Genomic DNA, 19782 nt, shown 5'->3' on the forward strand with positions numbered 1-19782 from the left:
CATACGACGAGGGCCCCCGGTCATCCGACCGAGGGCCCTCGTGGCGTCCGCTGGATCAGCCGGGTCGGCGGAACCCGGCGATCGGCATGGTGGTGATGCTGGAAACCTGCACCGGTTTGCCGGCACGAGGCGCGTGCACCATCTGGTTGTTACCCAGATAGAGCCCGACATGGCTCAGGCCGGAGAAGAAGAAGACCAGGTCACCGGGACGGGCGTCGGCGCGCGACACGGCCTTGCCCTCGTTCCACTGGTCACCCGTGTGGTGGGTGAGGGAGATCCCGGCCGACTTGTACGCGTACTGGGTCAGGCCCGAGCAGTCGAACGAGTTCGGGCCGGTGGCGCCCCAGACGTACGGGTCGCCGACCTGCTGGCAGGCGGTCTTGATCGCCTTCTGGGCGGCCACGGCGAGCACACCGTTGATGGTCGGGCAGCCGACGGTCTTGACCGTGGTCTTGGGCATCGACGCCTCGAGCTTCTTGATCTCGGCGTCGATCTGCTTCTTCTTGGCCGCCAGCTCGTTCTGCTGCTTGGTCTGGGTGGCGATCAGCGCGTCGAGCTTCTGCTTCTCGCTGTCGTACTTGGCCCGCACGGCCAGCACGCCCTCGACCTGCTTGCGCTCCTGCGCGGCCAGCCGGTCCAGGAGGGTGAGCTGCTCGGTGAGGGTGTCCGGCTTGGCGCTGATCAGCAGCGCGCCGATCTCCTGCGACGGGCCCGACATGTAGTAGCGGGACGCGAGGTCACCGACCCGGTTGAGCGCCAACTCGCTCTGCAGGGCCAGCGGCTCGATCTTCTTCTGCAGGTCGGTCGACTTCTTCCGGTTGACCTTGAGCTGCGCCCGTACCTTGTTGTACTGCTCGATCGTGGGCTCCAACTGCTCCCACTTCTTGTCGATCTGCGCCTCGATCTCGTCGACCGTGGGCTCGGCCTGCGCCGGCACGGCGAGCATTCCGGCACCGACCGCAGCGGCGGCGACCAGCACAAGCAGACGATGGGCGACCCGGCGTAGACCGCCCGGCCGAGCGGACAGTCCCGGGGCGTGACGATGAGGGGGCATGGTTGCCACCGGCACCGACTCCTTTGCAACCGACCGCCGGGCGCCTCGCGTGAGGGAAGGGCCGAGGCAGACGACCCACAGCGGTCGGTGCCCCACATTAGGGAAGCGTTGGACCGGAATCAAGGCGAGCCGAGTCACCATCACTGTCACGCAACCGCTTGCACACCAAGGGTGTTGGTCAATTAACCAACGATTGCGGTCAATACATCGTCGAGCGTGACCACCCCGAGCGGACGCCGACCGTCGCTGACCAGCACCATGTGCCGCCGTTCGCGGCGCATGGCCAGCAGCAGATCGGCCAGCGTGCGTTCCGGCGGCACCACCGCCAGCGGCCGGTAGACCTCCGCCGGCACCGGCGCCCGACGACCCTGCCCGGCGTACCCGAGCACGTCCTTGACGTGCACGAAGCCCAGTACGCGCCGGGTGGACCGCTGCACCACCGGGAACCGGGACCGGCCGGTCCGGGTCGCCAGCACCTCCAGCGACGCCGGGGAGACGTCCTCGGCCACCGTGACCACTGTCGACCACGGCTGCAACGCGTCCGCCGCCGTCCGGGTGTGCAGGGCCAGGGCACCGGTGATGCGGGCGTGCTCCTCGGCGTCGAGCAGCCCCTCCGTACGCGCCTGCGACACCAGCCCGGCCAACTCCTCGGCGGTGAACACCGTCTTCACGGCCTCGGTCGCCTCGATCCGCCAGAACGCCAGCACCCGGCGGGCCGCCCACTTCATCGCCAGCAGCAACGGCTTGGTGGCCACGCAGAAGGCCAGCATGGCCGGGCCCAGCCAGAGGGCGGAGACCTCCGGACCGGCCAGCGTGATGTTCTTCGGCACCATCTCGCCGACCACCGTGTGCAGGAAGACGACGACGCCGAGCGCGAGCACGAACGCCACCGGGTGCACCGCGCGCTCGGGCAGGCCGACCGCGTGGAACGGCGACTCCAGCAGATGAGCCAGCGCCGGCTCGGCGATCGCGCCGAGGCCCAGCGAGCAGACCGTGATGCCGAGCTGCGCACCGGCGATCATCAGCGGGATCTGGTTCATCGCCGACAGCGCCCAGCGGGCCCGCTTCGAGCCGACCGCCAACGGTTCGATCACCGTCCGCCGGGACGCGATCAGCGCGAACTCGCTGCCCACGAAGAACCCGTTGCCGAGCAGCAGCAGCACGGTCACCAGCAGCTCAGTCATCAGTGTCCGGCTCCGCCGGGCGCAGCACCCGGACCTGCTCGATCCGGTGCCGCTCCACCTCCACCACGGTGAACTCCCAGCCGTCCGCGTCGACGGTCTCGCCGGCCAGCGGGATGTGCCCCAGTCGCGCCATCAGGAAGCCGGCCAGCGTCTCGTACGGCCCCTCGGGCAGCCGGAAGCCCGTCTGCTCGGCCAGCTCGTCGGAGCGCAGCACCCCGTCGACCAGCACCGTGCGCTCCCCGCCCGGCACGGTCAGCTCGACCGGCCCGGTGTCGTCCACACTGGCCGGGTCGAACTCGTCGGCGATCTCCCCGACCAACTCCTCGACCAGGTCCTCGATCGTCACCACGCCGTCCGTGCCGCCGTACTCGTCGACCACGATGGCCAGGTCAGCCCCGGCCGCCTTCAACGCCGCCAGCACGCCGTCCAGGTCCAGGCTCTCCGGCACGTACACCGGCTCCCGGGCCACCGACCCGACCATGGTCGACGCCCGCGCGGCCAACGGCACGCCCAGCGCGTCCGGCACGCCGGCCACACCGGTGACCAGGTCCAGGGTCTCCTCGTACACCGGAAAGCGGGTCCGTCCGGTCCGCCGCGACTCTTCGAGCAGCTCGGCCACGGTGGCGGTGGCGCGCAGCGCGACCACGTCGACCCGCGGGGTCATCGCCTCGGCCGCCCGTTTGTCGCCGAACCGGATGGTGCGGCGCAGCAGCATCGCCGTGTCCGTGGGCAGCGCGCCCGCGCGGGCCGAGATGGCGGCCAGCAGGCCCAGCTCTTCCGGTGAGCGGGCGCTGGCCAGCTCCTCCTGCGGCTCCACGCCGAGCGCCCGGACCAGCCGGTTCGCCGAGCCGTTCAGGCCCCGGATCACCCAGCCGAACGTCCGGGAGAAGGTGTGCATCGGCCCGGCGGTGGCCAGCGCGGCGGGCATCGGTTGGGCCAGCGCGGCGTTCTTGGGCACCAGCTCGCCGAAGAGCATGGAGATGAGCGTGGCCAGGGCCAGCGCCAGGAACGGGGTGAAACGCTCGGTGCTCTCCCCGGCCACCGGGCGCAGCAGCGGGGTGAAGATCCGGGCCAGGGCAGGCTCGGCCAGGTAGCCGGTGAGCAGCGCGGTGATGGTGATGCCGAGCTGCGCTCCGGAGAGCTGGAAGGACAGCTCACGCAGCGCGGTGCGGACCTTCAGCGCGGCCTGATCGCCGGCCGCGGCCCGGCGGTCGATCTCCGCCCGATCGACCGTGACCAGGGCGAATTCGGCCGCGACGAAGAACGCGTTGCCGGCGGTCAGCGCAACGAAGCCGACCAGTGGCAGCAGCGTGGTCCAGAGCAGGCCGTCGATGTCGCCTCACCTCGGCCGCGATTGTGCCACGCCGGGTGCGCGACGGCCGGGCCCCGGTCGGGCGCGGCGGCGGCACCCCGTGGGCGCCGCCGCCGTCCGATGATTTTCGCGGTACGCCTCAGCCGGCGACCGGCGCGGACTCCTTGTCGCCCCGCGGCTGCTCCGGCTTCACCGAGCGCAGCAGGACGCTCGCCACGTCGATCACCTCGACCTGTTCGCCGGCACCCTTGCCGTTGACCCCGTCGTTGAGCATCGTCGAGCAGAACGGGCAGCCGACGGCTACGGTCTTCGCCCCGGTGGCCATGGCCTCCTCGACCCGGTCCACGTTGATCCGCTTGCCGATCTTCTCTTCCATCCACATCCGGGCGCCGCCGGCGCCGCAGCAGAAGGAGCGCTCGCTGTTGCGCGGCATCTCGGTGATCTCACCCTCGATGGAGTCCCCGAGCACCTCGCGAGGGGCCGCGAAGATCCGGTTGTGCCGGCCCAGGTAGCAGGGGTCGTGGTAGGTCACGCCGCCGTCGACGGGCTGCACCGGCGTCAGCTTGCCGGTGGACACCAGGTGGGCCAGCAGCTGGGTGTGGTGGACCACCTCGAACTCGCCGCCGAGCTGGCCGTACTCGTTGCCCAGGGTGTTGAAGCAGTGCGGGCAGGTCGCCACGATCTTGCGCTTGGCCTTCTCCCGGCCCTCGAACGCCTCGTTCAGCGTCTCCACGTTCTGCTGGGCGAGCATCTGGAAGACGAACTCGTTGCCGATCCGTCGCGCCGGGTCGCCGGAGCAGGTCTCGCCCTCGCCGAGGATCGCGAACTTCACGCCTGCCTCGTTGAGCAGGGTGGCCACGGCACGGGTGGTCTTCTTGGCCCGGTCCTCGAACGCGCCGGCGCAGCCGACCCAGAACAGGTACTCGAAGTCGTCCACCTCGCCGACCCGGGGCACCTCGAAGTCCAGGCCCTTGGTCCAGTCTTCGCGGGTGTTCTGCGGGGCGCCCCACGGGTTGCCCTTGTTCTCCAGGTTGCGCAGCATCACGCCGGCCTCGGAGGGGAAGCTCGACTCGATCAGCACCTGGTAACGCCGCATGTCGACGATGTGGTCGACGTGCTCGATGTCCACCGGGCACTGCTCGACGCAGGCGCCGCAGGTGGTGCAGGACCAGAGCACGTCCGGGTCGATGATCCCGCCCTCCTCGGCGGTGCCGATCAACGGCTTGTCAGCCTCGGCCAGGGCCAGCACGTCCAGGTGCGCGAGCTGCGCCTGGGTGGCCTTCTCCTCGCCGGTCAGGTCCTTGCCGCCACCGGCCAGCAGGTAGGGCGCCTTGGCGTACGCGTGGTCGCGCAGGCTCAGCACGAGCAGCTTGGGCGACAGCGGCTTGCCGGTGTTCCAGGCCGGGCACTGCGACTGGCAGCGGCCGCACTCGGTGCAGGTGCTGAAGTCCAGCAGGCCCTTCCAGGTGAACTGCTCGACCTGGGCGACGCCGAACTGGTCCTTCTCCGGGTCGGCCTCCTCGAAGTCGAGCGGCTTGCCCTCGCTCATCATCGGGCGCAGCGCGCCGAGGCCGGAGCCGGCCGGCTTGGCCGGCTCACGCTTGAAGAAGATGTTGGGGAACGCCAGGAACCGGTGCCAGGCGACGCCCATGGTGACGTTCAGCGAGATGACGATCAGCCAGGTCATCGAGATAATGATCTTGATGAGCGCGGCGACGCTGGCGCCGTCCTGCCAGTCGGGCAGCACCGCGCCGACGGCGTGGCTGACCGGGGTGGCCCAGACCGGGTACTCGAAGTGGTCGGTGGCGACCTTGAAGCCCCGGATCACGAACCCGAAGATCAGGACCAGCAGCACGATCCACTCGACGAAGTAGCCCTGCCACATGGTCGAGCCGGTGAACCGGGAGCGACCGCCCGGGCGGGTGGGCCGGTTGCGCAGCCGGATCGCCATCAGCACCAGGATGCCGACCAGGCCCAGCACGCCGATGACCTCGGTGGCCAGGCCGAAGATCGTCCAGTGCCCGATGATCGGCAGCCCGCCGGTCGGGGTGACCACCTCGAAGTACGCCTCGAGCACCAGCAGTGACAGCACGACGAAGCCGACCATCACGAACCAGTGCGCGGCACCCACCACGCCCCACTTGAGCATGCGGGTGTGGCCGGCGGTCTCCACCAGCATCTTCTTCGTGCGGGCGCCCTTGTCGGTGAACCGCTCCGGAGCGGGTTGCCCCAGCCGGATGACGGCCGTCATCTTCATGACCGCGCGCACCGCCAGCCACACCGCCACGGCGGTGATGCCGGCCGCGAGGATCGTGGTGACGATCTGGACGCTGCCCATCGAGTTGGCCTCCCCGGTCTGCTGCCTGTCGAGCGGTTCAGCAACCGGGACCGGGGCAGGACGAAGCCAGCGTCGCGCCGCTGCCACACCTGCGACCGGACCGGTCGATGACCTCGCTCCGCTCGGTCATGCAGTGCAGCCTACGCGCAAGGTTACCCAGCAGTAACGTGAGTCATCTCGCAGTAGGCCACGCTGCCTGCGGACACCATAGGATGCCCCGCCCGGTCCCGCCGGGCAGGGGCGTGGCGGGTGACCTGGATCCTTCGGCGCGGCGGCGCCCAGGCCAGGCCCAGCGTCAGCGGGCGCGGCTCAGCGCCAGCGCGAGAGCAGCACCAGCGACGCGACCATCGCGCCGAAGCCGACCGCGAGGTTCCAGTACTGCCACGAGGCGACCGGGTACTCCTGCTCGGAGAGGTAGTAGACGACCAGCCAGCCGATGCCCGCGACGATCAGGGCGACCGCGGTGATCGGCAGCCACACCGGGCTAGGCTTGCGCGACGCCGCCGTCGTCGTCGGACGGACGTCCGTCGGCGGGGTGTACACCTTCTTCTTGCGGACCTGAGACTTGGGCACGGCGCTCTCCAGAGGGGGTGACGACCTCGTCCGGCCTGACAACCGGACGCGGAGGCGACGGTTCATGGCCAATAATGTTCGACAGCTAGCGTAGTCCCGAACGGCCGCCTGGACCACGAATGGGGTCAGGCAGGTACATGGAGTGACCGAAAAGGGCGGGACTGTTCGCATCACCGGCCCGGCCGGCACGAACCGGTCCCCGACACGCGGAAGGAACGCTCGGTGGAGTACACATCCGGCGCCGCCTCCTGGCAAAAGGCCCTCCGACGGGCCGTCGCCGGGCTGCTGCCCCGGCGGCCACGCCAACGGCGACCAGGCTGGTCGATCGGGGTGCCCCTGATCGCCGCCGCAGCGGGGCTGCTCTTCACCACCACCGCGACCACGGCGGGCGGCACCGCTCTACGCGAGGACCGGCGGCCCCAGCTCAACCAGCTCATCGAGGAGCGCGAGCAGCAGGTCGAGGCGAGCGAACGCCGCGCTGCCACCCTGCGCGACGAGGTCCAGCAACGCACCGACACACTTGCCGGCTCGGACGCCCCGATCAAGGCCCAGCAGGCCCGGGCCCAGGGCAGCCTCAAGGCGGCCGGGTTCACCGCCGTCACCGGCACGGCCGTGACTGTCGAGCTGAACGACGCGCCCCAACACGACGACGAGGCCCACACCGACGCCACCAACGACGACCTGGTCGTGCACCAGGGCGACGTACAGGCCGTGGTCAACGCACTCTGGGCGGGTGGAGCGGAGGCCATGTCAATCATGAACGTCCGCGTGCTCGCAACCAGCGCGGTACGCTGCGTCGGTAACACCCTGCTGCTCCATGGGCGGGTGTACTCCCCACCGTTCAAGATCGTAGCAATCGGCGATCCCGCTGCCCTCCAGCAGGCCCTCGCCAGCTCTGAGGGAGTCCGGTTGTTCAAGGACGCAGTCGACGACTATCAACTCGGCTACAAGGAGTCCGTCTCCACGGTGACCATCAAGGCCTTCGAGGACTCGACCGCGCTGCGCTCGGCGACGGTGCCCAGGTGAGCAGCCCGGACGAACGCCGCGACGGGCGACACCGGGACCAGGCCGACGACCCGACCGCCTTCCTGCCCAAGGTCGACCGACCCGAGCCGACTCCGGAGCGGCCCGAGCCGACGCCGGGCCGGGCTCGGACCGGCAACTGGCCCGAGCCCGTGCTACCCGGCCGGCCACGGGCACCGCGTCCGGCGGAAGCTCCCGAGCCGCCGAGCGCCGCCGGCCCGCGCGCCGAGCACCCTGCCCCGCCCAGCGCCGGCCGACCGGACCCGCAGCGCGCTCCACACCACCCGAGCCCGGCGGCACCGCCGCCCTGGCCGGGTGCCGCAGCGCCCGGCTCGTCTCCACGCGGCGGGTCCGGCCAGCCCCCCGCCGCCGCTCCCGGCCGACCGACCGCGTCCCCCGCGCAGGGGCCGGTCCGGCCGGCCGCCCCGGGCAACGACCACGCGCGCGGCCCAGCCCCCGGCACCGCGCCGACCCGCCCGGCGACCGCCGGCGGCCCGTCCGGCGCCTCGACTCCTCCGAGCGGCGCGACCCAGTCCGGCGGCGATGCGCCGACCGCGTTCATCCCGAAGGTTGGCGCGGGTCCCGCACGCCCGACCAGCGCGGCGGGTGCCCCGGTCTCTCCAGCCGGGCCGGGCCGCCCCGCCGACCCGAACGCCACAGCCCTCATCCCCGCCGTACCGTCCGGTCCGGCAACCCGGCCTCCGGCCATGGACGCCACGGCGCTGATGGGCGCCGTCCCCCGTACGTCGACGCCGGATGAGCCGGCCAGCGCGGACGACAGCGCCGGCGAGCCTCCCCGACCCCGTCGGGGCGAGCAGGTGGTCCAACTCCGGCCGCACCAGACCGGCGAGGGCTACAAGAGCGTCTACTCGGAGCTCACCCGCCCGTCGTTGGGCTCCCGGCTGCGGACCGGCATCCGGGTCACCGGCGAGGTGCTGATCACCTTCGGCCTGGTCGTGCTGCTCTTCGCCGGCTACGAGGTGTGGGGCAAGTCGGCCATCGTCGACGCCCACCAGAACGACCTCAACAGCCAACTCGCCCAGGAATGGGGCGGCGCGACCGACGACCCCACGGTCGCCCCGTCGGCCACCCCGAGCGTCAAGCCGTCCCCGCCGGTGCACGGCAAGCCGATCGCGGGCCTCTACATCCCCAAGCTCGACAAGAACTGGGTGGTGGTCGAGGGCGTCACGCAGCAAGACATCCGATACGCCCCGGGTCACTACCCGACCAGCGCACTGCCTGGTCAGGTCGGCAACTTCTCCGTGGCGGGTCACCGCAACCGGGCCACCTTCTGGCGGTTGGACGAGCTGGACGAGGGCGACGCGATCGTGGTCGAGGGCAAGACCGACTGGTACATCTACCGGGTGGCGCGGACCCGCATCGTGAAGCCCACGCAGGTCGAGGTGGTGGCCCCGGTGCCCGGCGAACCGAACAAGAAGCCGACCAAGCGGATGCTCACGCTGACCACCTGCAATCCCAAGTTCGACAACTACCAGCGCCTGATCATCCACGCCGAGCTGGACCGGACACAGCCCAAGTCGGCGGGCCGCCCGACGGAGCTGGGAGGCTGACCCGATGTACGCCTTCATCTGGCGTAAGCTCCCGTTCGGCCTGGCCGGCAAGCTGGTCGGTTCGGTGCTGCTCGCGGCCGCCACGGTGGCCCTGCTCTGGTACGTGGCCTTCCCGTGGGCCGAGCCGCTGCTGCCCTTCGACGACGTGCAGGTCACCCAGGACTCCGGCGTTCCGGGGGAGCCGGGCGGCGGAGACGCGGTGACCGGGGAGACTCCGGCCGGTGACGAGCACGAGCTGCCGTACGACACCGACCAGAACAATCCCGCGCCGTCCACTCCGAGCAGGTGACCATGCGCGTCCTGGTGATCGACAACTACGACTCGTTCGTCTTCAACCTGGTGCAGTACCTGGGCCAGCTCGGCGTGGACTGCGACGTCCGCCGCAACGATGAGATCGACGTCGCCGAGGTCGGCCGGGTGGGCGCAGCCGGCATCCTGCTCTCACCAGGGCCGGGCAGCCCCGACCGGGCCGGCATCTGCCTGGACGTCATCCGGGAGTACGCGGGCGAGCTGCCGATCTTCGGCGTCTGCCTCGGCCACCAGGCCATCGGCGAGGCGTTCGGGGCGACCGTGACCCGGGCCCCCGAGTTGCTGCACGGCAAGACCTCCGAGGTGCGGCACCACTCGGTCGGCGTGCTCGCCGGCCTACCCGACCCCTTCACCGCCACCCGCTACCACTCGCTCGCCGTGCTCCCCGAGACGCTGCCCGACGAGCTGGAGGTCACCGGCTGGACCGGCTCCGGTGTGGTGATGGCGATGCGGCACCGGACGCTGCCCATCGAGGGCGTGCAGTTCCACCCGGAGTCGGTTCTCACCGAGGGCGGTCACCTGATGCTCGCCAACTGGCTGGCCGGTTGCGGTCACCCGGAGGCGCTGGAGCGCGCCCCCGCGCTGGCCGCCGAGGTCGACGCCCGGCGACTCGCCGCCTTCGCCACCGCGTAGACCGGCACCGGCCGGTCAGCTTCTCAGGGCGTCCCGCACGGCGGGGCTCACCGACGACCGGACCGCGGGCGGCCGGCCCCGGAACGCGTCCCAGGCCGCCTTGCCGCTGGCGAAGTAGTCGCGAACGGCCTTGCGGACGAGCAGGCCGGGCCCGCAACCATCGCATCGAGCGGTGACCCCGTCGACATTGAGGCCGAGGTGCCGACAGAGCGTGACCGCCCGGGACAGGTGATAGGACTGCGTCACGACCAGAGCCCGCTGGACGCCGTACACGTCTCTCGCGCGGACGCAGCTGTCGTACGTGTCCAGGCCGAACGGGTCCGCCACCACCCGCAGGGGATCCACGCCGAGCTTCTCGGTCAGATACGCGGTCATCACCGTCGGCTCGTCGCCGGACGTGCCACCCCCGTCGCCGGAGACCAGCACCACCCGGGCCCGCCCGGTACGCACCAGCTCGGCGGCGGTCTCCAGACGGCCGACGAGTCGTTCGCCCGGCTGCCGCCCGTCCGCCGTCACCGCGGTACCCAGGACGATCACGACGTCGGCGGCGGGAGCGTCCGCTTCGCCGTAGGTGTGCCCGCGCGCTCCGAACGTCGTCCACAGCCACGGGACGCTGCTCAGGACGAGCAGGACCACGCCCAGGGCAACCCCGCGCAGCAGATGCCGACGCCACCGGCCCGTCCTCGGACGATCGACGGCGGAGCCCGGCCGGAGGCTCCGCACCCAGGCGCGGACGGCTACTCCTCGGGAAGTCGGACCGGCGGCGGGAAGATGGGCTGGCCGGAGCCACCACCGATGCCCGGCGTGGTCGGCGTGCCGCTCGGCGTCGGCGTCGGCGTCACCGGCGGGCTGGGCGTCTCCTCCACGACCTCCGGCTGGCTCACCTTGATGGTCACCCTGGTGCCGCTCGGCTTCTTCTCCTTGCCGTTCGGGCTCTGGTCGGTGACCTTGCCGGCCTGGGCCGCCGGCACATCGGGGCCATCCTGGACGTTCACCACGAAGCCGGCGTTGCGCAGGGTGCGGGTGGCCTCGTCCTCGCTCAGCCCGACGACGTCCGGCACCTCACGGACGTTGCCCTTCGACACCTCGAGGGTCACCTTCGTGCCCTCGGGGACCTTCTGACCCTCCGGCGGGTTGACCTTGACGACGATGCCCTCGCTCTCCGGGCTGTCGACCGGCTTGACCGTGTAGTCGAGCTTCGCCTCCTCGAGGCGGGCGACGGCGCTCTCCTCCTTGCTGCCCTTGAGGCCGGTCGGGACGGCCACCTCGGGCTTGCCGCCGCAGAGCTGAATGGTGACCGTGCTGGCCTCCTTCAGTCGAGCGTTCGGCTGCGGGTTCTGGCCGACCACCGTGCCCTCGGCGCAGGTGCTGTTCAGAACCGGCTCGCCGACCACCGGATTGAGGCCGGCTCTGGTGATGTCGGTGAACGCGGCATCCCGTGTCTTTCCGGCGAGGGTGGGCACCGACTTCAGGTCCTTGTCCTGCTGCTGACTCCACAGCAGGGCGGCGACCAGGGCGATCACCGCCAGCACGCCGACCGCGCTGAACAGGGCGATCAGCCAGGAGGACGCCTTGCGCTGGCGCGGATCGCCGACCCGGGCCGGGATCTGCCGGGTCTGCGGCCCGGTGGCGGCGGGCGGGTAGCCGCCACCGCCGCCGGCCGGGGCCATCGCCACCGTCTCGGCCTCGCGCAGCACCGGAGTGGCCAGCACCGGCCGGCCGGCGGCGGCGCGCAGCAGGTCGGCCCGCATCTCGCCGGCGCTCTGGTAGCGGTTGAGCGGGTTCTTGGACAGCGCCTTGAGCACGATCGCGTCGACCGCCGGGGTGACGTCCGGGTTGATGTCGCTCGGCGTCGGCGGAGTCTCCCGCACGTGCTGGTACGCGACGCTTACCGGGCTGTCCCCGACGAACGGCGGGTGCCCGCAGACCAGCTCGAACAGGACGCAGCCGGCCGCGTACACGTCGGAGCGGGCGTCCACGGCCTCACCGCGCGCCTGCTCCGGTGACAGGTACTGGGCCGTGCCGATCACCGCGCTGGTCTGCGTCATGGTGGTCGCGCCGCTGGCCAGCGCCCGGGCGATGCCGAAGTCCATCACCTTGACCTGGCCGGTCTGGGTGAGCATGACGTTGCCCGGCTTGATGTCCCGGTGAATGATGCCGTGCCGGTGGCTGAACTCCAGCGCCGCGCACATGTCGGCGCAGATCTCCAGCGCACGGCGGGGCTGCAACCGGCCCTCGGCCCCGAGGACCTCCTTCAACGTCCGCCCGTTGACGAACTCCATGACGATGAAGGGCAGCGTCTCGCCGGTCGGCGCGGTCTCCTCGCCGGTGTCGTAGACCGCCACGATCGCCGGGTGGTTGAGCGATGCGGCGTTCTGCGCCTCCCGGCGGAACCGCATCTGGAACGTCGCGTCCCGGGCGAGGTCGGTGCGGAGCATCTTGATCGCGACGTCCCGACCGAGCCGGAGGTCGCGACCGCGGTGCACCTCGGCCATGCCGCCGTAGCCGAGCAGCTCGCCGACCTGGTACCTGCCACCGAGCAGGCGGGCCTGCGCTGTCATCGCGTCTGTCGTCCTTCGCTCGTCGTCGTCCCGCCGTCACCCGGCCGGAGTCGTACCTCACGACGGTACGACGTCCGGGTCGCATCGTCGCGTCCGTCGAGCCGCAGCGCGCCGGACGTCACGGTCTGTGAAGCCGACGCCCCGGACGCACCGGTCTGCGACTGCTTCCGCAGGTTGTAGGAAATCACGCCGGAGCAGAGCAGGACCAGTAAGGCCAGCAGGATGGCGAGGAGCACCATCCCGGGCCGGGACCGACGCGGCTCGGGCGCCGGCAGCCCCGGGACGGCCTGCCGGGCGTACGCCGGTGGCTGTTCCTGCCGGGTCTCTGCCGGCGGCACCGCCGCGGCGCCGCGCGGGTAGCCGGCCGGGGCGACCGGCGGACGCGCGTGCGGTACGGCCGGTGCGACAGCTGTGGGGCGGGGCTGCTGGGCCGGCGCGACAGTCGTCGGGCGCTGCCCGACGGGAGGCTGCCGGTGCGGGGCGTTCGGCGGGCGGAGCTGCTGCGACTGCGGCACCTGGGCCCGGCCGGGCGCGGCGGGTGAGGACGGCGCACCGGAGACCGGGCCGGTGTGACCGCCGGCCCGGGCCTGCTGGGACAGCGCGGCCTTGAGCTGGCGGGCGACTCCGGCGAGCGCGGCGGCGCTCGGCCAGCGGGCGGCCGGATCCTTGGCCAGCGCCCGTTCCACCACCGCCCGGACCTGCGGCGGGATGTCGGACGGCAGCGGCCGGGGCGTTTCCCGGACGTGCCGCATGGCGATGTCGAGCGGGTTGTCGCCCTCGAACGGTCGCCGCCCGGCGAGGCACTGGTAGGCGACCACGCCGAGCGCGTACACGTCGGACGCCGGGGTGGCCACCTGACCGGTGGCCTGCTCCGGGGAGATGTACGAGGCGGTGCCGAGCACCGAGCCGGCGGCGGTGAGCTGGCCGACGATGTCGGAGCGAGCGATGCCGAAGTCGGTGAGCACCAGCGTGCCGTTCGGACGGACCAGCAGGTTGCCCGGCTTCACGTCGCGGTGCACGATGCCCTTTTCGTGGGCGGCGTGCAGCGCGTCGGCGGCCTGCGCGACGAGTGCCATCGTCCGGGCCGGGGTGAGCCGACCGACCCGGCTCAGCGTGGACGACAGGGCGTCGCCCTCGACGTACTCCATGACCAGGAAGGCGATCTGCTGGTCGCTGCCGAAGTCGTAGACGTCCACCACGCCGGGATGGTTGATGGTCGCCATGGTCCGCGCCTCGCCCCGGAACCGCTCGGCGAAGTCGGGGTCGTCGAGCAGCGCGGGGAGCAGGCTCTTGACCGCGACCGTCCGGCCGAGCACCTGGTCGGTGCCGCGCCAGACGTCACCCATGCCGCCGCTGGCGATCCGCTCGTCGAGGCGGTAGCGGTTGCCGAGCTGGACGCCGGGGCTGAGCATGTCAGCGGCCCCCGGGGTCGGCGATGGCGGCCCGCATGATCTGGCCGCCGATCCGGGCCGCTTCGGCGCTGCCGCCGCTGCCGGCCTGCTCCAGCACGACACACACCGCGGAGACCGGGTTGCCGTTCTTGTCCAGGGCGAAGCCGATGAACCAGCCGTGGTCGGGCCGGTCCGGGGCGGACTGCGCGGTGCCGGTCTTGCCGCCGACCGTGTAGCCGCTGATCGCCGCCTTCTGGCCGGTGCCCTTCTGGACCACGCTGACCATCATGTCGCGCAGGTCGCTGGCGACCTGACCGCTGACCGGCTGACGCAGCTCCCGCGGCTTCGCGGTGTAGTAGCTGGTGGTCCGGTCCGGGGCGAGGAGTTGCCGGACCAGGTACGGCCGCATCTGGCTGCCACCGTTGGCGACCGAACCGGCGATCATCGCGCCCTGCAGCGGCGTCATCCGGACGTTGTTCTGACCGATCGAGGACTGGGCCAACGCGGCCGGGTCGGTGCTGCCGTCCGGGTTCAGCATGTCGCCGGTCCGGCTGGCCGCCGTCCGCAGACCGCCCTCGCCGAGCTGCCCGACCGTGAGGTCCTCCTGCTCGAAGCCGAACTGCCGGGCCTTCTCCTTGACCTTGTCGGCGCCGAGCCGTACGCCGAGCTGCGCGAAGCCGGTGTTGCACGACTCGGTGACCGCCTCCAGCAGGGTGACCTGCGGCTCGGGGCAGATCGACGGGGCGGCGTTGCGGATCGGGCTGCCCGAGGTGGGTGGGGTGTAGCTGGAGCCGGCCGGGATCGGGGTCGTCTTGGTGACGCCGTTCTCCAGCGCCGCCGCGGCGACCACGATCTTGAAGGTGGAGCCCGGGGGCAGCGTCTCGGAGAGGGCCCGGTTCTTGAGCGGGCCGTCCGGGTTCTGCTCCAGCTTGTTGATCTCCGCCGCGGCCTCGGTCGTGTTGTGGCTGACCAGCGGGTTCGGGTCGAAGCTGGGCATGGACACCAGGGCCTGCACCGCACCGGTCCGCGGGTCGATGGCGATCGCCGCGCCGCGCTTCGCATCCACCTGGTTGTTGCGCATCTGGTCGTACGCCACGTCCTGCGTTCGCTTCGAGAGCGTGAGGAGCACGTTGCCGCCACCGGTCTCGTCGCCGGTGAACATGTCCTTGAACCGGTCGCCGATCAACTGGTCGCTGGTGCCGGCCAGGAAGTCGTTCTCCACCTGCTCGATGCCGGTGTCGGCCAGGTTGACCGGCTTGTAGCCGAGCACGTGCGCGTACTTGGCCCCGCCCGGGTAGGTGCGCTGGAACTTCAGCTTGCCGGTGGTCTCCTTGCTGGTGGCCACCGCCGTGCCGCCGGCCTCGATGTTGCCGCGCTTGCGCTTGTAGTCGGCGACCTGGACCCGGCCGTTGTAGTCACTGGTGCGGTACTCGTCGGCCTTGTACGCCTGGATCCAGTTGAGGTTCGCGAAGAGCAGACCGAACAGGACCATGACGACGATGCCGACACGGCGCAGGGGTGCGTTCACGGCTTGATCACCTCCGTGGGAGCACCATGCAACTGCTCGGGCGGGCCGCCCGAGGGCCGGCTCGCCTTGCCGGCACTGCCCGTCACCGGTCGCCGGGCCCCGTCGGAGACCCGCAGCAGGACCGCGATGAGCAGCCAGTTCGCCATCAGCGACGAACCACCGGCGGACAGGAACGGGGTGGTCTGGCCGGTCAGCGGAATGAGCTTGCTGATGCCGCCGACGATCACGAAGACCTGCAGGCCCAGGGTGAAGGCGAGGCCACCGGCGAGCAGCTTGCCGAACGAGTCACGGACCGCGAGCGCGGCGCGCAGGCCCCGCTCCACGATCAGCAGGTAGACCACCAGCAGCGCGGAGAGGCCGAAGAGGCCGATCTCCTCGCCGATGCCGGCGAAGATGAAGTCGTTCTGCACCTCGGGCAGGATGTCCGGCTGGCCGCCGCCCGGCCCGGCGCCGAAGAGGCCGCCCGTACCGAGGGCCAGCAGACCCTGGACGAGCTGGTAGCCCTTGTTGGTCGGGTCGGCGAACGGGTCCAGCCAGATCTCGGCGCGCAGGTAGAAGTTGGCGAACGGCCCGCCGACAGTCGACCCGAGGACGTACGCGAGGTAGGCGCCGCCGAAGAAGAGGAGCAGACCGATCAGCAGCCAACTGACCCGTTCGGTGGCGATGTAGAGCGTCACCACGAACATGCCGAAGTAGAGCAGCGAGGTGCCCAGGTCCTTCTCGAAGACCAACACCAGGAGGCTGATCAGCCAGACCACGACCACCGGGCCGAGGTCCCGACCACGCGGGAAGTCGATGCCGAGGAACCGCCGGCTGGCCAGCGACAGCACCTCACGCTTGCGCACCAGGTAGTAGGCGAAGAAGACCAGCAGCGCCAGCTTGGCGAACTCACCCGGCTGAAGCGAGAAGCCGCCGACCCGGATCCACAGCTTGGCGCCGTTGATCTCGGAGATGCTGCGCGGCAGCACCGCCGGAAGCATCACCAGCACGATGCCGGCAAGCCCCAGGGTGTACGCGTACCGGGAGACCGAACGGTGGTCGCGCATGATGGCGAGCAGGCCCGCGGCGAGGATCACCGAGGCGAGCGTCCACGCGAGCTGCCGGCCGCCGATGCCGGCGAAGGTGGCCAGATCCTCCCGGTCGACCGGGGCGGCCTCGCCCAGGTCGATCCGGCGCAGGAAGCCCACCCCGAGGCCGTTGAGCAGGGCCACCGCCGGCAGCAGGGCCGGGTCGGCGAACGGGGCGAGGAACCGGATGACCAGGTGCAGGCCGAGGAAGACCGCGCCGAGGGCGGCGGCGGGCATCCAGAAGTCCGGGGTGACCGTGTCCAGAAGGTTCGCCTCGACGGTCGCCATGTACGCGGCCACCAGCACCATGGCCAGCAGCAGCAGGGACAGCTCGGCGTTGCGTCGGGACCGGGCCAGGCGTACGCCGGACTCCCCGCCCGTGGTGGCGGGCGAGGGTGCCGGTGTGGCCGCTACGGTCACGGGTGGAGTCCTTGGGATCTCAGCCGACGCTCACTCGGGAGACCGGCAGCCGGCCGGGTCGAGCGCCGGCGGGGCCGAGTCGGAGGGCGTGGCGTCGGGTGTGGTGGTCGGATCGGTCCCGGCGGCGGTGGCCGCGCTGGTCGGGCTCGCGCTGACGACCCCGTTCACCGCCGCGCCGGGGCTTGGGCTGGTGTTCGGCGTCGGGGACGTCGCGGGCGGGGTCGGGGACGGGGTGGGCGTCGGGGTGCCGGTCGCCGCGCCCGGGTCGGGCGGGCAGATCGGCTTGAGGTTGGGGTTGGTCGGGGTGTCGCTGGTCAGCTCGGCGAGCTGGCGCTCGGCGTCCGGCTCGTTCTTGGCCCGGATGCCCACCTTGACCGTGTCCTGAGCGACGACCGTGAGGTCGTCCAACCGGGTACCGCTGGTGCGGTGCACGGTGGACAGGTCCATCCCGGCGATCTGCCCCTGGATGCCACGGAAGACGGCGACCTGCCCCTCCTCGGTGGCGCCCACGTAGTACTGCCGCTGGGTGTACGTCCAGCCGGCGAAGGCCGCACCACCGACGATCACCAGCAGGGCCAGCGCCATCGCGGCGGTCCGTACCGGCCGGCGCTTCGGCCGCTCCGGCTCGTCGTCCGACGCGTTGGGCTCCTCGGGCGCCGCGGGGCGCGGCGCGGAGAGCGCCGAGGCCCGGGCGGCCGGGGTCGAGTCGTCGGCGGAGGTGGCCATGCCCCGGTCCCGGGCGGCGGCGCCGCCGACGATCGGGGTGGCCTCGACGATGTCGTGGTCGGTGGCGTCGGCGATGATCACCGTGATGTTGTCCGGACCGCCGCCGCGCAGCGCGAGCTGCACCAGCCGCTCGACGCACTGCTGCGGGTCGGTGTACTCCCGCAGGGTCTCGCCGATGGTCTCGGCGCTCACCACGCCGGAGAGGCCGTCGCTGCAGATGAGGTACCGGTCGCCGGGCAGCACCTGGCGCACCGAGTACTCCGGGTCGATGTCCCGGCCGTCGAGAGCTCGGGTCAGCAGCGACCGCTGCGGGTGACTGCTCGCCTCCTCGGCGCTGATCCGGCCCTCGTCGACGAGCATCTGGACGTACGTGTCGTCCTTGGTGATCTGCGAGAACTCACCATTGCGCAGCAGATAGGCCCGCGAGTCGCCGATGTGGACCATCCCCAGCTTGCTGCCGGAGAAGAGGGTCGCCGTCAGCGTGGTGCCCATCCCCTCCAACTGCGGGTTGGCGTCCACCGTGTCGCGGAGCTGTTGGTTGGCGGTGCCCACGGCCGAACGCAACGCGTCGACGAGAGCGTCCCCTGGGACGTCCTCGTCGAGCGGCGCCATGGCACCGATGACGATGTTGCTGGCGACGTCACCGGCGGCCATGCCGCCCATGCCGTCGGCAACGGCGAGTAGCCGCGGCCCGGCGTAGACGGAGTCTTGATTGCCGTCACGGATCAGACCGCGGTCGCTGTGGGCCGCATAGCGCAGGGTCAGAGTCATGGCCGTAATTCGAGGGAAGTGCGGCCGATCCGGATCGGCACGCCGAGGGGTACGGGGGTTGGTCCGGTGACCTTAGCGCGATCTAGGTACGTGCCGTTAGTCGAGCCGAGGTCCTCGACGAACCACTGGCCCTCGCGCGGCACGAGTCTCGCGTGCCGCGCGGAGGCGTAGTCGTCGGTGATGACCAGGGTGGAGTCCTCGGCCCGACCGATGGTGATCTGCGCTTCACCGAGGGTGATGCGGGTGCCGGCCAGCTGACCTGCGGTGACCACCAACTGGTGGGCCGCCCTGCCCCGCTTCACCTTCGCCGGTTTGGCCGCCTGCCCCGTCGAGGCGCCAACCGCGCGTGGTGCCGCCACCAGGCGACCGGACCGTGCCCCCGCGAAGAGATCCCGACGGATCACGCCGACCACCGTGAACACGAAGATCCACAGCAGGATCAGGAACCCGAACCGGGCAACGGTGATGACCAGTGCCGGCAAGGCGGCTCAGCCGTCCACGCGGAAGGTCAGCGTCGTGGTGCCGAGCTGGACCATGTCACCCGGGTTGAGGGCGACGGCGGAGACCCGCTGCCCGTTGACCATGGTGCCGTTGGTGGAGCCCAGATCGGTCAGCACAACCTGGCCGCCATCGAAATCCAGCCGGGCGTGTCGCCGGGAGATGCCGACGTCGGGCAGGCGCAGGTTCGCCTGGTCGCCGCGACCGATCACCGTCGACCCCATCTGGAGCGGGTAGGTGCGTCCGTCACCGGAGACCAGCCGCACGTTGCGGCCGCCACCGTGCCCGGGCGGCGGGCCGTAGCCGCCACCCTGGTCGTACGCGGGGTAGGCGGGCGGGCCGGCGTCGTAGCCGGGCGCCGACACGGGGGCGACCTCGCCGCCGGTGTAGACCTCGGCGGTGACCCGGAACATTCCCGTGTCCAGGCCCTCTCCACGCTCGATCTCGACGATCACGTCGCCGTAGACCGTCCAGGCCTGCTCGCCGATGAACTCCGCCTGCGACTGGGCCAGCTCCTGGGCCAGCGCGGCGGCGTACGGCGCCAGACGACTGTGGTCGAACGGCGAGAGATCGATCACGTAGCGGTTGGGCACCAACGTGCGCCCACCGGCCAGGATCGCCTTGTGCGCCTCGGCCTCCCGCTGCATGGCGTTGAGGATCTCCACGGGGTGGACCACCCCTTTGAAGACCTTGGCGAAGGCCCCCTCGACCAGGCCTTCCAGACGCTTCTCGAAGCGTTGCAGCACGCTCACCGGCTCCTCCTCGGGTCCCGAGGACATGATGGTATCCGGCCGGCGCGCGCGCAGCTCACACGCCGCTCGGC

The 19782-nt window shown here is 71.4% G+C and carries 17 protein-coding genes; 4 read left to right on the forward strand and 13 right to left on the reverse strand.

The features are described from left to right. Positions 1-55: 55 nt before the first annotated feature. The 5 genes from ACFYPR_RS15020 to ACFYPR_RS15040 form a co-directional block, all read right to left on the reverse strand. The gene (locus ACFYPR_RS15020) at positions 56-1069 is read right to left on the reverse strand and encodes an NlpC/P60 family protein (RefSeq protein WP_354854964.1); all 1014 of its coding nucleotides are present in this window, start codon (positions 1067-1069) and stop codon (positions 56-58) included. Positions 1070-1236: 167 nt separating this feature from the next. After that, the gene (locus ACFYPR_RS15025) at positions 1237-2238 is read right to left on the reverse strand and encodes a hemolysin family protein (RefSeq protein WP_355063264.1); all 1002 of its coding nucleotides are present in this window, start codon (positions 2236-2238) and stop codon (positions 1237-1239) included. Beyond that, entirely contained in the window at positions 2231-3544 is a 1314-nt protein-coding gene (locus ACFYPR_RS15030; RefSeq protein ID WP_355063521.1) for a hemolysin family protein, read from the reverse strand. The genes ACFYPR_RS15025 and ACFYPR_RS15030 overlap by 8 nt, the downstream gene beginning before the upstream one ends. A 145-nt stretch (positions 3545-3689) precedes the next feature. Then, positions 3690-5888 (reverse strand): (Fe-S)-binding protein, encoded by a 2199-nt coding sequence (locus ACFYPR_RS15035; RefSeq protein ID WP_387260416.1) that lies wholly within the window; start codon positions 5886-5888, stop codon positions 3690-3692. A 309-nt stretch (positions 5889-6197) separates the two neighbouring features. Continuing rightward, positions 6198-6461: a cell division protein CrgA gene (locus ACFYPR_RS15040; protein WP_007454145.1), complete on the reverse strand. Its 264-nt coding sequence runs from the start codon at positions 6459-6461 to the stop codon at positions 6198-6200. Positions 6462-6683: 222 nt separating this feature from the next. Here ACFYPR_RS15040 and ACFYPR_RS15045 point away from each other — a divergent pair, with 222 nt between their 5' ends. Genes ACFYPR_RS15045 through ACFYPR_RS15060 form a run of 4 tightly spaced genes read left to right on the forward strand, consistent with a single transcriptional unit; the run spans position 6684 to position 9997 of the window. Then, the gene (locus tag ACFYPR_RS15045) at positions 6684-7487 is read left to right on the forward strand and encodes a DUF881 domain-containing protein (RefSeq protein WP_354854958.1); all 804 of its coding nucleotides are present in this window, start codon (positions 6684-6686) and stop codon (positions 7485-7487) included. Then, a complete protein-coding gene (locus ACFYPR_RS15050) occupies positions 7484-9055 on the forward strand; it encodes a class E sortase (protein WP_363936510.1) in 1572 nt (523 codons plus the stop codon). The genes ACFYPR_RS15045 and ACFYPR_RS15050 overlap by 4 nt, the downstream gene beginning before the upstream one ends. Before the next feature lie 4 nt (positions 9056-9059). Next, positions 9060-9344 carry a hypothetical protein gene (locus tag ACFYPR_RS15055; RefSeq protein WP_354854954.1) on the forward strand — a complete coding sequence of 95 codons (285 nt, stop codon included), beginning with the start codon at positions 9060-9062 and terminating at the stop codon, positions 9342-9344. A gap of 2 nt (positions 9345-9346) precedes the next feature. Then, positions 9347-9997, forward strand: coding sequence for an aminodeoxychorismate/anthranilate synthase component II (locus ACFYPR_RS15060; RefSeq protein WP_355134001.1), 651 nt, complete (start codon positions 9347-9349; stop codon positions 9995-9997). 15 nt (positions 9998-10012) lie between these two features. Here the strand turns inward: ACFYPR_RS15060 and ACFYPR_RS15065 are convergent, their stop codons facing one another. The 8 genes from ACFYPR_RS15065 to ACFYPR_RS15100 all read right to left on the reverse strand — a co-directional run bounded on the left by ACFYPR_RS15065 (position 10013) and on the right by ACFYPR_RS15100 (position 19738). After that, positions 10013-10633 (reverse strand): vancomycin high temperature exclusion protein, encoded by a 621-nt coding sequence (locus tag ACFYPR_RS15065; protein WP_387260418.1) that lies wholly within the window; start codon positions 10631-10633, stop codon positions 10013-10015. 101 nt (positions 10634-10734) lie between these two features. Then, a complete protein-coding gene (gene pknB / locus ACFYPR_RS15070; RefSeq protein ID WP_387260421.1) occupies positions 10735-12558 on the reverse strand; it encodes a Stk1 family PASTA domain-containing Ser/Thr kinase in 1824 nt (607 codons plus the stop codon). After that, the gene (locus ACFYPR_RS15075) at positions 12555-13970 is read right to left on the reverse strand and encodes a protein kinase (RefSeq protein WP_387260424.1); all 1416 of its coding nucleotides are present in this window, start codon (positions 13968-13970) and stop codon (positions 12555-12557) included. The genes pknB and ACFYPR_RS15075 overlap by 4 nt, the downstream gene beginning before the upstream one ends. Position 13971: 1 nt before the next feature. Continuing rightward, positions 13972-15477, reverse strand: coding sequence for a peptidoglycan D,D-transpeptidase FtsI family protein (locus ACFYPR_RS15080; protein ID WP_387260427.1), 1506 nt, complete (start codon positions 15475-15477; stop codon positions 13972-13974). Continuing rightward, positions 15474-16964 (reverse strand): FtsW/RodA/SpoVE family cell cycle protein, encoded by a 1491-nt coding sequence (locus tag ACFYPR_RS15085; RefSeq protein WP_363936515.1) that lies wholly within the window; start codon positions 16962-16964, stop codon positions 15474-15476. Before ACFYPR_RS15085 ends, ACFYPR_RS15080 begins: the two co-directional genes overlap by 4 nt. 30 nt (positions 16965-16994) lie before the next feature. Continuing rightward, complete coding sequence (locus ACFYPR_RS15090) at positions 16995-18461, reverse strand: protein phosphatase 2C domain-containing protein (protein ID WP_387260429.1); 1467 nt, start codon at positions 18459-18461, stop codon at positions 16995-16997. Beyond that, positions 18458-18943: an FHA domain-containing protein gene (locus ACFYPR_RS15095; RefSeq protein ID WP_007454124.1), complete on the reverse strand. Its 486-nt coding sequence runs from the start codon at positions 18941-18943 to the stop codon at positions 18458-18460. The genes ACFYPR_RS15090 and ACFYPR_RS15095 overlap by 4 nt, the downstream gene beginning before the upstream one ends. A 6-nt stretch (positions 18944-18949) precedes the next feature. Next, positions 18950-19738, reverse strand: coding sequence for a DUF3662 and FHA domain-containing protein (locus ACFYPR_RS15100; protein WP_007454122.1), 789 nt, complete (start codon positions 19736-19738; stop codon positions 18950-18952). Positions 19739-19782 lie beyond the last annotated feature (44 nt).

The sequence above is a fragment of the Micromonospora sp. NPDC005254 genome (assembly GCF_042872525.1).
In the GTDB taxonomy this organism is placed as follows: domain Bacteria; phylum Actinomycetota; class Actinomycetes; order Mycobacteriales; family Micromonosporaceae; genus Micromonospora.

What these genes read in the sequence shown, in the direction of transcription:
- ACFYPR_RS15075 (WP_387260424.1), bottom strand. Translation starts at nt 13,970, where the DNA reads ATGCTCAGCCCCGGCGTCCAGCTCGGCAACCGCTACCGCCTCGACGAG.
- ACFYPR_RS15060 (WP_355134001.1), top strand. Translation starts at nt 9,347, where the DNA reads ATGCGCGTCCTGGTGATCGACAACTACGACTCGTTCGTCTTCAACCTG.
- ACFYPR_RS15035 (WP_387260416.1), bottom strand. Translation starts at nt 5,888, where the DNA reads ATGGGCAGCGTCCAGATCGTCACCACGATCCTCGCGGCCGGCATCACC.
- ACFYPR_RS15090 (WP_387260429.1), bottom strand. Translation starts at nt 18,461, where the DNA reads ATGACTCTGACCCTGCGCTATGCGGCCCACAGCGACCGCGGTCTGATC.
- ACFYPR_RS15055 (WP_354854954.1), top strand. Translation starts at nt 9,060, where the DNA reads ATGTACGCCTTCATCTGGCGTAAGCTCCCGTTCGGCCTGGCCGGCAAG.
- ACFYPR_RS15100 (WP_007454122.1), bottom strand. Translation starts at nt 19,738, where the DNA reads ATGTCCTCGGGACCCGAGGAGGAGCCGGTGAGCGTGCTGCAACGCTTC.
- ACFYPR_RS15025 (WP_355063264.1), bottom strand. Translation starts at nt 2,238, where the DNA reads ATGACTGAGCTGCTGGTGACCGTGCTGCTGCTGCTCGGCAACGGGTTC.
- pknB (WP_387260421.1), bottom strand. Translation starts at nt 12,558, where the DNA reads ATGACAGCGCAGGCCCGCCTGCTCGGTGGCAGGTACCAGGTCGGCGAG.